12 protein-coding genes and 6 tRNA genes are annotated in these 14,801 nt (G+C 30.5%); 10 read left to right on the top strand and 8 right to left on the bottom strand.

All coding sequences use genetic code 11. The features are described 5' to 3' along the window. Positions 1–7: 7 nt before the first annotated feature. Together dnaK and grpE are read right to left on the bottom strand one after the other, a co-directional pair. Positions 8–1,906 carry a molecular chaperone DnaK gene (gene dnaK / locus ABM4_RS08045; protein ID WP_016359178.1) on the bottom strand — a complete coding sequence of 633 codons (1,899 nt, stop codon included), beginning with the start codon at positions 1,904–1,906 and terminating at the stop codon, positions 8–10. Positions 1,907–2,068: 162 nt separating this feature from the next. After that, the gene (gene grpE, locus ABM4_RS08040) at positions 2,069–2,623 is read right to left on the bottom strand and encodes a nucleotide exchange factor GrpE (protein WP_016359177.1); all 555 of its coding nucleotides are present in this window, start codon (positions 2,621–2,623) and stop codon (positions 2,069–2,071) included. Between the two features lie 298 nt (positions 2,624–2,921). On the opposite strand from grpE, the gene ABM4_RS08035 reads away from it, so the two are divergent. Next, complete coding sequence (locus tag ABM4_RS08035) at positions 2,922–3,467, top strand: ArsR family transcriptional regulator (protein ID WP_016359176.1); 546 nt, start codon at positions 2,922–2,924, stop codon at positions 3,465–3,467. A gap of 254 nt (positions 3,468–3,721) precedes the next feature. On the opposite strand, the gene hypF is transcribed toward ABM4_RS08035, so the two are convergent. Next, the gene (gene hypF, locus ABM4_RS08030; RefSeq protein WP_016359175.1) at positions 3,722–6,064 is read right to left on the bottom strand and encodes a carbamoyltransferase HypF; all 2,343 of its coding nucleotides are present in this window, start codon (positions 6,062–6,064) and stop codon (positions 3,722–3,724) included. A gap of 251 nt (positions 6,065–6,315) precedes the next feature. Here hypF and larB point away from each other — a divergent pair, with 251 nt between their 5' ends. After that, positions 6,316–7,104 (top strand): nickel pincer cofactor biosynthesis protein LarB, encoded by a 789-nt coding sequence (gene larB / locus ABM4_RS08025; protein ID WP_016359174.1) that lies wholly within the window; start codon positions 6,316–6,318, stop codon positions 7,102–7,104. Between the two features lie 255 nt (positions 7,105–7,359). Continuing rightward, positions 7,360–8,004, top strand: coding sequence for an N-acetyltransferase (locus ABM4_RS08820; RefSeq protein WP_016359173.1), 645 nt, complete (start codon positions 7,360–7,362; stop codon positions 8,002–8,004). A gap of 289 nt (positions 8,005–8,293) precedes the next feature. On the opposite strand, the gene hisE is transcribed toward ABM4_RS08820, so the two are convergent. From hisE to ABM4_RS08000, 4 genes are all read right to left on the bottom strand, one after another. After that, entirely contained in the window at positions 8,294–8,584 is a 291-nt protein-coding gene (gene hisE / locus ABM4_RS08015) for a phosphoribosyl-ATP diphosphatase (protein WP_016359172.1), read from the bottom strand. After that, positions 8,577–9,428 carry a CBS domain-containing protein gene (locus ABM4_RS08010; RefSeq protein WP_016359171.1) on the bottom strand — a complete coding sequence of 284 codons (852 nt, stop codon included), beginning with the start codon at positions 9,426–9,428 and terminating at the stop codon, positions 8,577–8,579. Before ABM4_RS08010 ends, hisE begins: the two co-directional genes overlap by 8 nt. A gap of 13 nt (positions 9,429–9,441) precedes the next feature. Next, positions 9,442–10,794: an Asp-tRNA(Asn)/Glu-tRNA(Gln) amidotransferase subunit GatB gene (gene gatB / locus ABM4_RS08005; RefSeq protein ID WP_016359170.1), complete on the bottom strand. Its 1,353-nt coding sequence runs from the start codon at positions 10,792–10,794 to the stop codon at positions 9,442–9,444. Between the two features lie 159 nt (positions 10,795–10,953). After that, a complete protein-coding gene (locus ABM4_RS08000; RefSeq protein ID WP_016359169.1) occupies positions 10,954–11,955 on the bottom strand; it encodes a radical SAM protein in 1,002 nt (333 codons plus the stop codon). A 288-nt stretch (positions 11,956–12,243) separates the two neighbouring features. On the opposite strand from ABM4_RS08000, the gene ABM4_RS07995 reads away from it, so the two are divergent. The 7 genes from ABM4_RS07995 (at position 12,244) to ABM4_RS07965 (ending at position 13,528) form a co-directional block, all read left to right on the top strand. After that, a tRNA-Asn gene (locus ABM4_RS07995) sits at positions 12,244–12,316 on the top strand. Positions 12,317–12,321: 5 nt separating this feature from the next. Continuing rightward, a tRNA-Ile gene (locus tag ABM4_RS07990) sits at positions 12,322–12,395 on the top strand. A 32-nt stretch (positions 12,396–12,427) separates the two neighbouring features. Further along, positions 12,428–12,502 (top strand) — tRNA-Glu (locus ABM4_RS07985). Between the two features lie 46 nt (positions 12,503–12,548). After that, a tRNA-Leu gene (locus ABM4_RS07980) sits at positions 12,549–12,631 on the top strand. Positions 12,632–12,666: 35 nt separating this feature from the next. Then, positions 12,667–12,742: transfer RNA gene (locus ABM4_RS07975), tRNA-His, on the top strand. Positions 12,743–12,876: 134 nt separating this feature from the next. Then, positions 12,877–13,287, top strand: a complete 411-nt coding sequence (hjc, locus tag ABM4_RS07970) for a Holliday junction resolvase Hjc (RefSeq protein WP_016359168.1) — start codon at positions 12,877–12,879, stop codon at positions 13,285–13,287. Positions 13,288–13,371: 84 nt separating this feature from the next. Then, a tRNA-Trp gene (locus ABM4_RS07965) sits at positions 13,372–13,528 on the top strand. A gap of 443 nt (positions 13,529–13,971) precedes the next feature. On the opposite strand, the gene ABM4_RS07960 is transcribed toward ABM4_RS07965, so the two are convergent. After that, complete coding sequence (locus ABM4_RS07960; protein ID WP_016359167.1) at positions 13,972–14,619, bottom strand: TrkA family potassium uptake protein; 648 nt, start codon at positions 14,617–14,619, stop codon at positions 13,972–13,974. Positions 14,620–14,801 lie beyond the last annotated feature (182 nt).

The raw sequence follows: 14,801 nt of genomic DNA, 5'->3' as shown, positions 1-14,801 counted from the left end.
TTTTTATCTAATCATCTTTTACTGTGTAATCTGCATCAACGGTGTTGTCGTCATCATTGTCATTGTTTGATTGTGATGATCCTGCATTTGAACCAGCGTTTGCTCCGTTAGCTTGTTGTTGTGCTGCTTCTTGAGCTGCTGCTTCTTGATATATTTTTGCACCGATTTCCTGAACTTCTTTAGTTAACTCGTCGGTTTTTTCTTTGATTGCACTAATGTCGTCACCGGTAATTAATTCTCTTAATTCAGATACTAAACCATCGATTTTAGATTTTTCATCATCAGATATTTTATCTTTTAAGTCTTCGGTAGTCTTTTCAGCAGTGTAAATCATTGAGTCAGCATTGTTTCTAACTTCAATTTCTTCTTCTTTCTTCTTATCTTCCTCAGCATTCATTTCTGCTTCTTTGACTTTTTCTTGGATTTCCTCATCTGATAATTTAGTACTTGAAGTAATTGTAATTGATTGTTCTTTACCAGTTCCTTTATCTTTAGCAGATACATTTATAATACCATTTGCATCAATATCGAAAGTTACTTCAATTTGAGGTACTCCTCTTGGTGCAGGTGGAATTCCTACTAATTGGAATCTTCCAAGGGTGGTGTTATCATTTGCCATAGGTCTTTCACCTTGAACAACATGGATATCTACTGAAGGTTGGTTATCCTGTGCAGTTGAGAAGATTTGACTCTTTTTGGTTGGAATGGTAGTGTTCCTTTCAATAAGTTTGGTTGCTACTCCTCCTAAAGTTTCGATTCCAAGAGATAATGGGGTTACATCAAGTAAAACTAAATCCTTAATTTCACCAGCTAAAACTCCTCCTTGGATTGCAGCACCCATAGATACACATTCCATAGGATCAATTCCTCTTTCTACTGGTTTACCAATGAAGTTTTCAACGAATTTTTGTACACATGGCATTCTGGTAGGTCCACCTACGAGGATGATTTTGTCAATATCAGATTTTGACATTTTTGCATCGTTTAATGCTTGTTCCATAGGTTTTCCACATCTTTTTACAATAGGATCTACTAATTGTTCGAGTTTTGCCCTTGTTAAATCATTAATTAAGTTTTGAGCTTTACCATCTTTCATTGCAATAAATGGTAAGTTGACTTGACTTGTTAATGTAGTGGAAAGTTCGATTTTAGCTTTTTCAGAAGCTTCTCTTAATCTTTGTACTGCTTGATCATCTTCCATTAAGTCGATACCGGTTTCTTTTTTGAATTCGTTAGCAATATAATTCATTATTGCATTATCCATATCGGTACCACCTAACTTAGTATCTCCACTGGTAGCTTTTACCTCGAAGACACCTCCACCAAATTCCATAATGGTTACATCTAAGGTACCTCCACCTAAATCGAATACCATGATGTTAACATCATCATCGGTTTGTTTATCAATACCATATGCTAAACTTGCTGCAGTAGGTTCGTTAACTAATCTTACTACATCTAATCCTGCAATAGTACCTGCATCTTTAGTTGCAGTTCTTTGGTTATCATCAAAGTAAGCTGGTACTGTAATTACAGCTTTTTCAATTGGTTCTCCTAAGAAACTTTCTGCATCCTTTTTGATTTTTTGTAAGATGAAAGCGGAGATTTCCTGTGGGCTGTATTCTTTTCCTTGAACTTTTACTTTTCTATCAGTACCCATACTTCTTTTGATTGCACTAATAGTATTTTCAGGATTTGTAATTGCTTGTCTTCTAGCTGGTTCACCAACTAATCTTTGACCATCATCAGTAAATGCTACATAACTTGGGAAAGCTTTACCATATTGGCTTGCTCCTTCTGCACTAGGGATAACAGTTGGTTTTCCACCTATAAGTACAGATGCTGCTGAGTTACTTGTACCTAAATCAATACCAATAATCTTTTCTTTCTTAGTTTCCTCTGTCATTTTATCACCATAAATTTTAATTGATTTCAAGTTTTAATTTTAAGCAAATAAAATTTAATTTTAAGTTAAGTTAAGTTTTCATCTGATTTTAATTAAATTCTATTTTAGCCAGATATTATTAATAATAAATATAATTTTTAATTTCAATTTGAATTAGCAAATCTATTTTTTACAGACTTTTACCTTTGAATATCTAATAACTTTATCCTTAAGAGTGTACCCTTTCATAAGCACTTCAATGATTTCACCATTTTCATAGTCAGGATTATTTTCAACCATTAAAGCCTCATGTTTAAATGGATCGAATTTTTCTCCTTTGGCAGGAATTTCTTCAAGACCTTCTTTTTTAAGAGTATCGGTTAGTTTTTTATAGATTAATTCTAAACCTTCCCTTAATTCTTCATCATTATTAGATTTATCTAAAGCTCTTCCAATATCTTCATAGCTATCTAAAATATTATTAATTAGGTTTTCATTTGCATATTTGATAATATTCTGATTCTGCTTTTCAGTTTGTTTTTTGAAATTCTCAAAATCGGCTTGAAGTCTTTGGGTATGAGCCACATATTCTCGAAGTTCTTCATCTTTCTTTTCAAGTTCTTCTTCCATTTTAGCTAATTTCTCTTCTGCAGTTAATTCTTCTTGGGAATCATCTTTTTCTTCATTTAAAGATTCAGATTCTTCTTCAAGATTTTCTTCATCTTTATTATTAGCCATTTGGTCACCTTTTCAGTTTGATTATAAGATAACAATAAATTTTTTATTCTTTTTATTATTTTATATTCATTTAGTTTTAATTCCTTAATACAATAGTTAATAATTGGAAGATTTATTTCTTTTTGACTTTAATATTTTATTTTTATGAAATATGAATATATAGGACATTAGTTGAAAAAATAACTATTGTATTAAAGAATTTTTTTCATAAAATATTAAAGTAACAAAAAGTTATCTTTCTCACTATATCTTTTAGTAACCAAAAGTTATATAAAGGTTTCGATATAATGGTATATTGATGAGCGAAAAAGAAAATAATCAAAATATCAAAAATGAAAATTCTAACTTAGATGTTGATATGGATGATATTTTGGATATTATGGGCTCTCGTACAAGACGAGAGATCATTAATCTATTAAGGGAAGAACCTATGTTTGTTAGTGAAATATCTAATCAATTAAACATAGGGCAAAAAGCTGTAATAGAACATTTACGTGCTATGGAAGAAGCAGGTATATTAAAATCCTCCTATAAAAAAATAATGAGAGGAAGACCTCGTAAATACTATGACATGCCTAATGATATTACTGTTAACATAATAATCAGCCAAAATATCTTCGATGTTAATGTTTCTGAGGATAGACTAAATCAAAAACAATTACCTTCTGGAGATGAATGGTCTAGACTGTTAGATTTAGAAAAAAAGATTGACCAAGGTCATTATGAAGCAGTAAGAGAATTAGAAGGTCAAATACGTTTATATAAAAACTTGCTTGAAAGAGCCGAGTATATTTTAGAACGTACTTTCAAAGAAAGAAAAGAAAAAGAGCATAAAGAATATTAATTCCTTCATTGTTTTTATAATGATTTAATCTAATCTTTTAGATTATTCATTTCCTTTTTTATTTTTTTTTAAGTTAGAAAATTTATTGGTTTTAGAACTTGTTTTTTAATTTAGCCATTTTTTTTATTAAAGGTATTATTTTTTTAGTGTTTATCTTCTAAAATCATTCTGTTTAAATTAGATGGTTTATTGGTTTTGGACTTTTTTTCGATTTAGCTATTTTTTTTTATTAAAAAATTATTAAATGATATAATTTAATTTAAGTATTGGCTTGCAACAATTGCCTGTCCAAGAGATACTGAACCGTCACCACAACAGGAATTGGTATGTTGTATGAAATTGTATCCATTACCCTCTATAATATTTTTACATGTGAGTGTAATCTCCTCATTATATAGTACCCCACCAGTTGCACCTATGTTTTCTATATTTTTATCCTCTGCTGCTTTGATTGCTATTTCAGATAAACTGGATGCTATTGCCCTTTGTGCTGCAGAGGCTATTTCTTTAATATTTTCTCCTCTATTTTTTAAATCAATAACGGATTTCAATATGTCGCTGGTGTTTACCTGGTATCTTCCATCAATTCTTTCAATTGTGTATGGAATTTCAAGATCTCTATTTGCACCATATGCCGCTGCCTCAAGTTTCATTGACGCTTCCCCTTCATAGGAACGGGATCCGCAGATTCCCAATGCGGCGGATACAGAATCAAGAACCCTTCCAGTACTGGATGAAAGGCCTACATTCAAGTTGGATTCCAATTGTTTTAAAACAAGGTCAATCTCCTTATCCCCATATTTGAAATAGTTGGAGTAGTTATCTTTCATTATCTTCAAGACATCCTCTGGGGTATATTCATCATTGTTGAGTAATATTGACATTAACATACGTGCCGGATATTCTGTACATAGATCTCCACCAGGCATTTTCTGCGGACTTAGGGAACCTAATCTTTCATAATCTTTAACATTGGTATATAGGATTTCACCGCCCCAGGCAGTTTTATCGTCTCCATAGCCTACACCATCAGCTGCAATAAATACTAACTCATCAAGATCATTATCATTTAATAGATTTATTCCATGTGCATGATGGTGCTGAACCGGTATAAGTTCTGCATTATATTCTTTTGAATATTCCTCTGCAAGTTTTGTTGTAAAGAATTGGGGATGCATATCACATGCTATTAAATCAAAGTCTTTGGTTTTTGTAATCTCCATCATATGCTTAATTGCATCTTGTAGGAATTCGTATGTTTTAAACTTATTAGTATTTCCAATATGCTGTGAAACATATCCAAGACCATCATTTAATATTGTAAATGTCACATCAAGTTCAGGACCTAATGCCAAAATTTTACTGTCCTTTATATTTTCATTTAATCTTATGATTGAAGGAGCTATCTCATAAGGTTCCGGAGTGTAACCTCGTGAACGGCGTAAGAATGATAACCTATTGTTTCTGTACTTTATTACAGAATCATCGCATCTATTGATGATCCTTCTATTATGTATTAACGCATAATCGTAAATGCCCTCAAGATCATTTAGAATATTCTCGTTTTTAATCATCATAGGCTCTCCAGGTATGTTTGCAGATGTCATTATATATGCAGGATCCCCGTTGATCTTTTCATTTTCAATAAATAATAGATGATGTAATGGGGCATATGGCAACATTATTCCAATTGTGTGAAGTTCAGGCGCAACAGAATCAGCAAAATAATAGTCTTTGCTTTTTTTACATACAACAATTGGTCTTTGTCTGGATTTAAGACTTTCCTCTTCCAAATCACTAATTTCGGCATATTTTCTAGCTGTTTCTACATTATGGCTCATTACAGCAAATGCCTGAGCTGGCCTATTGAGCCTATTTCTTAATTTTAAAACCACGTCCTCATCTGTAACTTTACTTACAAGATGGGTTCCGCCTATACCTTTCAATGCTATTATATTTCCCTCTTCCAATAATCTTACAGTTTCTTTAATGGGGTCATCTGATTTAACATATTCTTTGTTTGAATCATATAATCTAAGTGAAGGTCCGCATTTGCTGCAACACATTGCTTCAGCATGATAACGTCTATCTAAGGGATTTGTATATTCCCTATTACATTCATCACATAGTGGAAAGTCATCCATACTTGTTTTATCCCTATCATAAGGTACTGATTCGATAACTGTAAAACGTGGTCCACAGTCACAGCATGCATTAAACGGATATCTATAACGTCTATTATTTGGATCGGTAATTTCCTCTAAGCATCTATCACAGATACCCACATCTGCAGGTATAACTGAATTACCGTTATAGGCATCGGCACTTTCTAGAATTGTAAATTCCTCATATCTTTTATTTGTTTCTATCCATTTGAAATTAAAATTTTCAATTTTAGCTATTGGAGGAAGCTCTTCATATAGTGTTTCTTCGAAATTAAGTATGTTTTCTTTATTTCCTTGTAATATAATTTCTACAATATTTCCGAGATTTCTAATACTTCCCTTAAGAGATAGTTTTTTAGCAATCCTATATACCGTAGGTCTAAAACCTACCCCCTGAACTATTCCAGAAACTAAAACTTTACTTGTATTCATTATATCACAGTTTAAAAATTTTTAGAAAATGAGAATCATTTAATTATTATTATATATTCTTTTAATCTTTAAAAATATTTTATTATCTTTTCAGACTTTAACCGATTATTCTAGTTAGAACTCTATATTTTTGGATATGGTTTTTATTTTAAAATGTTTTAAATAATTTAATAATTAATATTTTATATAAAAGATTAATTTTAATAATATTTTTTTTAAAAAAACACAGCTATTTATTTTAAGATGATAATATGAAGGAAATTTTAGAAGATTTTAAAAAGGGAAAGATAGGTTTAGAAGAGGCAGAAAATCTTATTAAATCTAACAATATTCTTGAGATAGATAATATCGCTAAGATTGATACTAAAAGACAGGTTAGAACTGGTTTTCCCGAGGCTATTCTTGCCGAGACTAAAGACTATGATGATCTTTTATCTATTATAACCGGTTATTATAAAGATTCAAAAATTGATTCAACCCTACTTATTACAAGATTAAGTAGTGACAGGTATGATCAATTAAAAGGGGATATCTCATTTTTAAATGAGGATTATAATTTATTCTATAATAAAAAAGCAAGAATTTTAATTATTTCTAATAAAAACACTGAGGATATCAAACCTAAATTTAAGAGCAAGGTTGGTATTATTACTGCGGGAACCTCTGATATACCTGTTGCTGAGGAGGCAAAAGTTATTTTGGAAGAAAGTGGGGTTGATGTATTAAGTTCTTATGATATAGGTGTTGCCGGAATTCATAGACTGTTTCCACAGATTGCCCACATGATGGAGGAGAATGTTAAGATTTTAATTATATGTGCAGGTATGGAAGGTGCATTGCCCTCAGTTATAGCAGGATTGGTGGATATTCCAATTATTGCAGTTCCTACATCCATTGGTTATGGTGTTGGATTTGGTGGAAGAACTGCCCTTGATTCAATGTTACAGTCCTGTGCTCCCGGAATCTCTGTAGTGAATATTGATAATGGTTTTGGTGCTGCTGTAAATGTAATTACCATTTTACAAACATTTGAAAATTGAATTCTTAACCAATGATTTTATATCAAATTTGATATGTGTCTTTTAGGATTTCGTCTTTATCTTAAAATAGTGTGGTTTAATTTATTTGTCCCAAATAAGGATTATTTTATCTAATTTAGGTATAGCTAAAAATTATGGTTTAGTAAGCTTTAAATATAAGGTTAATCTTATTTTTTAATAATATTTTTTTATTAATTAAATCTTTAGTAATACTTATGTATTGTTTTAAAATTTGAAAAAAATTAGTGATTCCCTATGATTTTTGAAGAATTTAATCCTAATATACATAATTCACGTCAGGTTGCAGAATTGGTTTTTGATGTGGATATGAGAGTATTTAGAAGGATATTTAGGAGTAAAGAAGATGCAATAAATGCTATTGAAAAGAAGTTACTTGCTAAATATGAATATGACCTCCAAAATCCTGACTGTGATTCTAAGTTTAATTTTTATGTAATTTATCATAAGGATATTCCTTCTAAATTATTAGGTATTGTACTTGTATCTAAAGGTGAAAACTTTAATTTTTTAGATGATGCTTTATTCTATTTCAAAAAATTGAAATTAATGCAGGCATTTGGTCTTACTTTAGTTAAATTTGTTGATAAAAGGACTTTATCCCATATTAATGAAGATGATTATTATCTCGCGGAAATCGCAACCAAAACCAGTGAAAGATGTCAGGGTATCGGTAAGTCTATAATGCAACATATCATTGAAGAAGCTAAAGAGCAAGGTTTCAAAAGAGTTGTTCTGGATGTTGATTTAAAAAATAATAAGGCATTTAAATTATATGAATCTATGGGATTTAAAATATTTGATAAAAAATCATTTAAATTAGGTCGTGTAGAAAAAGATACTTACTCTATGGAATACGTTTTTCCATCTAATAATGTTTAAACTATTTTTTAGCTATTTTTCTATATAATTATTTTAACTTCTTTTAAAACTAGATTTTTTTTTATAATATATATTTAGGATAATTGGGATTTGATAAGATTCTAAAATCTTTTATTAAAAATATGTTGACTGCTATTTTTTTTTAAATGTAGTTTAGATTAAATTTTTAATTTCTTCAAAATTAGTATGATTTTTACAGGTTCTTTTAAAATATTGATTAAATTGTTAGTTTTTAAGTAAAATTAGATTTTTTTAAAAAAGGATAAATAAAAAAGAGATAAGAATAGTTTTAATGTCTACGTCTTGCAAATTCGTCTAAGATTTCATCGAATTCTACGCCTTTGTAGACAAGTAGTAACATTGTGTGAAATATTAGGTCAGTTGCTTCCCAAACTAAGTTTTCATCATTTTTTGAGGCTAATATGAATTCCCCACATTCCTCAGCAACTTTTTCCAATATTTTGTCTTCTGCTTTTTTATCACTGTCTCTCATGATGTTTGAAGTATAGGAGTCGATTGGATTGTCTCTACGACTTTCTAATACTTTATAAACTTCTCTTATGGTTTTATCATCAGTCATGTAAATGCCTTCTCATTTCATCTTCATTGATTTTTTTACCAACAATCTTTTTCTCTTTGCTTTTTTTAATACTTTCGGTGATGGCAATTAATGGATGTTGATCATCATCAATTATATGTATGTCGTCAAGTGTATAGATTCCAGATTTATCGGCCGTTTTCTCCACACCTAATTTAATGTCTTTTTTCAATTCAATAACATAGGAATCAATGTTTTTACAACCAAGCTTAACTGAGGCTACAGCTCTATGATGTCCATCAATCAAAATCCAACGGTCTCCAGTATGAACTACAATTGCAGGCTCAGCTAAACCTCTTTTAAGCTCATATATTCTTCCGTCTAATTCATCAGCATAAATCCTATCCTGGGTAGGTCTGATCTTGTCAACCGGAACCTTCTCCTGAATGACCTTCGCCTTTGTATCATATAATTGTTCCAAAGTATTTTTAAAATAATTGACCTTGGAAGGTGTAGATCTTTCGATATGTGATCTTACTATATCGGTGTTTGTTAGGAATCCACTTAGTTTTCCTTCTTTATTGACAACAGGCATGCGAGAGATTCCTTGTCTAAACATGACTCTGGATGCATCGTTTAGAGCCATATCTTCCCTTGCAATGACCACGTCCTTGGACATTATTTCATCAACTGTTTCTTTCCAATCCTTTAAGAGTAAATCGAAGGTAGTGACTATTCCTACAATGTTACCTTCCCCATTTACTACTGGAAAACCGTCGTGACCTGTATCTTTCATTGTTTGAATAACATCAGCACATTTAGTGTTAGATTTAACACTTATAACGTTTCGTGTCATATAATCTTTTACTAAAGCTTTTTTTGACATGAAACCCACCTATTTATTCTATTAAATCTTTTAAGATTTTTACAGTTTCACCAGGGTCAGCTTTACCTTTGGTAAGTCTCATAACTTGACCTACTAAGAAATTAATAGAGTTCTTTTGACCTTCTTTATAATCATTTACAGCTTTAGGGTTCTCATCTATTGCTTGTTTTGCAGCCTTTACAACTGCATCCTCTTCAACAATACCAATTAAACCTAATTCTTCACCAATTTCTTTTGGTGATTTTTCATTATTTGGCATTTGTTCTACAATTCTTTGACCTGCTTTTGTGGTAATTTCTTTGTTTTGGAGTAAATTAATGATTTCAACAATATCTGCAGTACTGATTCCACTTTCAGTAAAATCAAATTTATTGTAGGTTAAAACCCTTTTAAGTTCTTCTCTCATCCAGTTTCCAGCGAATACAGGATCAACTTCTTTAGCCACTTCCTCAAATGCATCAGCTAAATCTAATTCTGAGGTTAAAACTTTAGCAGTTTCTTTATCTAATCCATATTCCTCTTCAAATCTTCTAGCTTTATTATGAGGAGCCTCAGGCATTGTTTCTTTAATCTCTTCTATTTGATTATCATAGATTTTCATCGGTGGTAAATCTGGGTCTGGAATAAATCTATAATCGTCTGCATTCTCTTTTGATCTCATGGATACAGTGATCATTTGGGATTCAAGATAAGCTCTAGTTTCTTGTTTAATCTCAATTCCTCTTTTCATAAGATTTTTTTGTCTTACTACTTCAAATTTCAATGCTTTATATGCACCTTTAATGGAGTTGATGTTTTTCATTTCAACCCTGTTTCCACCTTCAATGGAAACGTTTACATCAGCTCTCATAGTACCTTCACCACGAGCTCCACCACTATATTCTAATACTCTGATTAATTGATTTAAGAAGTTACGTGCTTCCTCTGGAGAGTGCATATCTGGTTCTGTAACAATTTCGATTAAAGGTATTCCTGAACGGTTAAAATCTACCACACCTTTATCTGGTTTGTATTGACCAGGATCCTCTTCCATGTGTATTTCCCTTATTCTTACACCATTTAACTCTCCTTCATAACCAATTGGAATAGAGGTTCTTTGGTATCCTGAAGGTAAATCTGGATAGTCATAATGTTTTCTCATGAAATAAGCTGTTCCTTTTTCAATTTTACAATTTAACATTAATGAAATCATTAACGCATTTTCTAAAGCTTTCTCATTTGTAGGAAATGGTTTAGCTCCTGGCTGATTTAAACAAACAGGGCAAATATTGGTATTTGCCGGTGCCTCTTTATAATTTGTAGGGCAATTACAGAATAACTTTGATTTAGTTTCAAGTTGTACGTGAATTTCAAGTCCACATTTCATTTCAATAATAATTCCTCCAATAATTTTTTGGAATTTTAATAATTAATTTAGATTAAAAAATTAGAAAAAATATAATAATAATTTTTTCATATTAATGTAATTTTTATTTTATTTTATTAATAAATATATTTATTTAAAAAATAGTCTGAAAGTTTAAAATTAATATTTATTTTTAAGTGATTCCTTAATGTATCTTCTAATATATTTGCTTAATTTCTCATCATAATCACTTTTATCTTTACCTAATTTAGTTTTATCGGTAAATGTGCCTTTTATTTCCCTACCTGACCATTTGATTTCTTCTTCTACTCTCTTACCATATTTGGTTCCAAACATTTTAAATAATGGAAATTTAGTAACTCCGTTAGCTCCACTTAATATTAAAATTCCAATATTGGCTAAATTATCAATCCATGTTCCACAGATAATCTCGATTTTTGGAAAGGTAATCCTAATTTTTGATACAACCGCAGCATAGTATAATGATGCTGGCTGTGATTCGTTTGCATAAATCGTTTCTTTATGGGGGTTTAATGAGTAGAATATTACCCTGTCAATATGGTGGTCCTTTATATAATCTATTAAATAGTCAATATCTTCTAAATTTTCTCCTAATCCTAGGATAATAGTTATCGCTCTTTTAAATCCTAAATCTTTAGATTTATCTAACATCTGACTAATGTCGTTTAGTGGTTTACTTGGACATATCTTGTTATGTAATGTTGGGTTGGCTACCTCTACAGCACCGGTTATTCCAATAACCTCATTGCCATATTCTTCTAATTCCTTGGTAATGCCTGTATTTAACCAAACGCCATTTCCGGTAATGTCTTTGATTTTACATGCAATGTCTTTAATTTCTGAGGTTTTAAAACTTTTATATCCTCCGGATAGAAATTCGATATTCCAATCTAATCTTCTACACATTTCTGCTTCAGCTAGAATATTGGGAATTCTTCTTTTGGCCTTTGTGGGATCTCTAATTTTGTCTTTCTGTGTACTCATATAACAGAATGCACAGTCTCCTTTATCACAATACCAAGATAAAAATATTGCCCTTTCAAGACTGATCTTGTTAGGATGATTATCCAAAGTGATTTTATTGGCTTTATTGACTTGTTTTAATATTTCCGCACTATTGATCTGATTATTTTCATTCATATTATCATTAAATTTAGGATTTATAATATTAATTTATAATATTATCAATGTATTTAATAAATATACTTATTTTTCAATAAATAGGATAACATTTAAATACTATGATTTCTAATGTTAATATAGTATTATTGATTTCATTTTTTCAAAAATTCCTTGTGAAAAACGAAAGCTTTATATACTATCTTAACAAATATAATAATGCTGTTTAAAGTTATTGTAATTTTAAACATGGGTTTTATTAAAAACCTGGTGTTTGTAAAATACTTGGTTGAGCTGGGTTTTTTATATGCCATCGTAGCTCAGTAGGTAGAGCGTTCGGCTGTTAACCGATTGGTCACAGGTTCGAGCCCTGTCGATGGCGCTTATGGGCCCATAGCTTAGCCAGGTAGAGCGTCCGGCTCATAACCGGAAGGTCATGGGTTCGAACCCCATTGGGCCCATTACAATTTCTTTACTATGTTTTAATTCGTATGCTCCGTTGGTGTAGTCCGGCCAATCATTCTGGCCTTTCGAGCCGGAGACTCGGGTTCGAATCCCGAACGGAGCATTTTTATTTTAGTTGATTTTTAAAGGGATTGTCTTCTTATTCCGAGGCGGGGGTGCCCGAGCGGCCAAAGGGGACAGGCTTAGGACCTGTTGACGCAGGTCTACCAGGGTTCGAATCCCTGCTCCCGCATTAATCTAACTTTAATATGTATTTATTTTTTCAATGCCGGGGTAGGGTAGGCGGTCATCCTACGGGACTGTGGATCCTGCGACTCGGGTTCAAATCTCGGCCCCGGCCCCATGATTAAAATTGCTTTTTTTGATATTTTACTTTATAGATTATTTTGTTATTTTTCGAGTATTGTTTTAAAAATTTTAAAGGTTTTTAAGTTTGAAAAATATATTATTTTATAATTAAATTTATTTGGTTATAGTATGCCTAAGAAAGGTTCTGCAGAAGAAAGAGATTTGGTACATAAATTGTGGGATAGAAATTTTGCGGCAATGAGGGCTCCGGCATCAGGTGGTGCTACAAAGAAACCCTTGCCGGATGTTATTGCTGGAAACGGTAAGATTTATCTTGCAATTGAGGTTAAAACCACTGTTAAAGATAAGATATATGTGGATAGTCCTCAAATTGAAGCATTAGAGGAATTTTCCAATATATTTGGAGCAAGTCCTTATTTAGGTGTAAAGTTTAAATATACTAAATGGCTGTTTTTGAGTCCAGAGAATATCCAAAGAACTAAAAGCAATAATTATAAGGTAGAAAAAAATTATGCTCTTGAGTTTGGTTTGGAAATAGATGAGATAACTCATATCGATAAACAGGTTAAATTTGAATAATTTTAATTTTACAAAAACATTTAAATATAATATTGTACAAACTATTTATTGTTGTAATATATTTTATTACAAATTTTTTCATATGGGGTTATAGTGTAACCTGGCATCATCTGGGACTCCAGTTGTCTTTGAAGAAAATTAACGCGTAGTCTGACAGTATTAATTGATACAGAATGATGATCAATTGGAGTACTGAGACAAGAGAAATCCTAGGATCGGGGTTCAAATCCCTGTGACCCCACTTTTATATAAAAACTTTTTTTAATACATGTTCTTATGTTATAGTTCTATTTAAAGTCTTTTTATTGTCTATTTCTGATAATTTTATATTCTACTTTTAAATTTAGTTAATCTTTCTTGTTTTAATTATAGAATTGGTTTATTATCTTGTAATTTATTTAAATTTAAGGGATTCTATCTGATAATTTCAAAATAATAGGAAAATAACTGTTTCATTAAACATTATAAATTCTAAAAATAGTATTATCAGTTAATTTTATTTAAAATCATGGAATTGTAAAAAAATAGTCTCTTAAGAATATAAATTGAATCAATTAAAATAATTTTTTATTTAAAATATTATAAAAATTGTAAAAATAGAATTATTGTTATAATAATTTTAATTAATAAAAATTATTATTTTTATTTTTATTTTAAAAATGGTGAAAGATAGGATATTTGATTTTATTCAAATTTCTTTTCTGTTTTCTTTAATGCATCTCTTTTTACAAGAATAGATATTTTCTCTCCCTTAGTTAAAATATCATCTTGTTTTGGGATTTCTAATCTTCCATTTTCATATGTTGCAATGATAATATAATCGTCATCTGGAGAAACTTCATAGATTTGTTTACCAATTATTTTATTGTTTGTAATAATCATATCTAATATTTCAGCATCTCCCTGACCAAATGCCGTTAAATCTGCAACATTAGGTCTTGTGATAATCTTTTCAAGATAACCTGCAGCTGTTCTTTCAGGGTTAATTACCTCATCGATTCCTACTTTTTTAAATGCCTCTTCGTGATCTGTATTACTTACACGTGCTATAATTTTAGGAATTCCATATTCTCTTACTAATATGCAACTTAATAAATTTGTTTCATCATTACCTGTTGTTGCAACAAAGAAATCTGCATCTTGAATATTTGCTTCTTCTAATATTTTTGTGTCAGTTCCACTTCCACAAATCACTAATGCGTCTAATTCAACTGATGCATTATTGGATAATACTTCATTATTTTCAATAAGTGTAATATCATATCCATCTTCAATAAGCAAAGATGCTAAGGAAAGACCTACACGTCCTCCTCCCATAATAACAGCATACATTAAACCACCCTGTATTAATTATTTATTATTTATTATCTATTAAAATGATAATTAAAATTTAATAGTTCATTGATAAATATTATTCTATTTATATTTATGATATAAATAATTTTTATTAAATTTTTTTCTAAAAATAGTGATTTATTTTAAACTTGATTTATTGTTTTATTAAAACCAGGTTT

The sequence above is a fragment of the Methanobrevibacter sp. AbM4 genome, assembly GCF_000404165.1.
GTDB lineage: Archaea > Methanobacteriota > Methanobacteria > Methanobacteriales > Methanobacteriaceae > Methanarmilla > Methanarmilla boviskoreani.
This window is presented reverse-complemented; position numbering and strand designations above follow the sequence as displayed.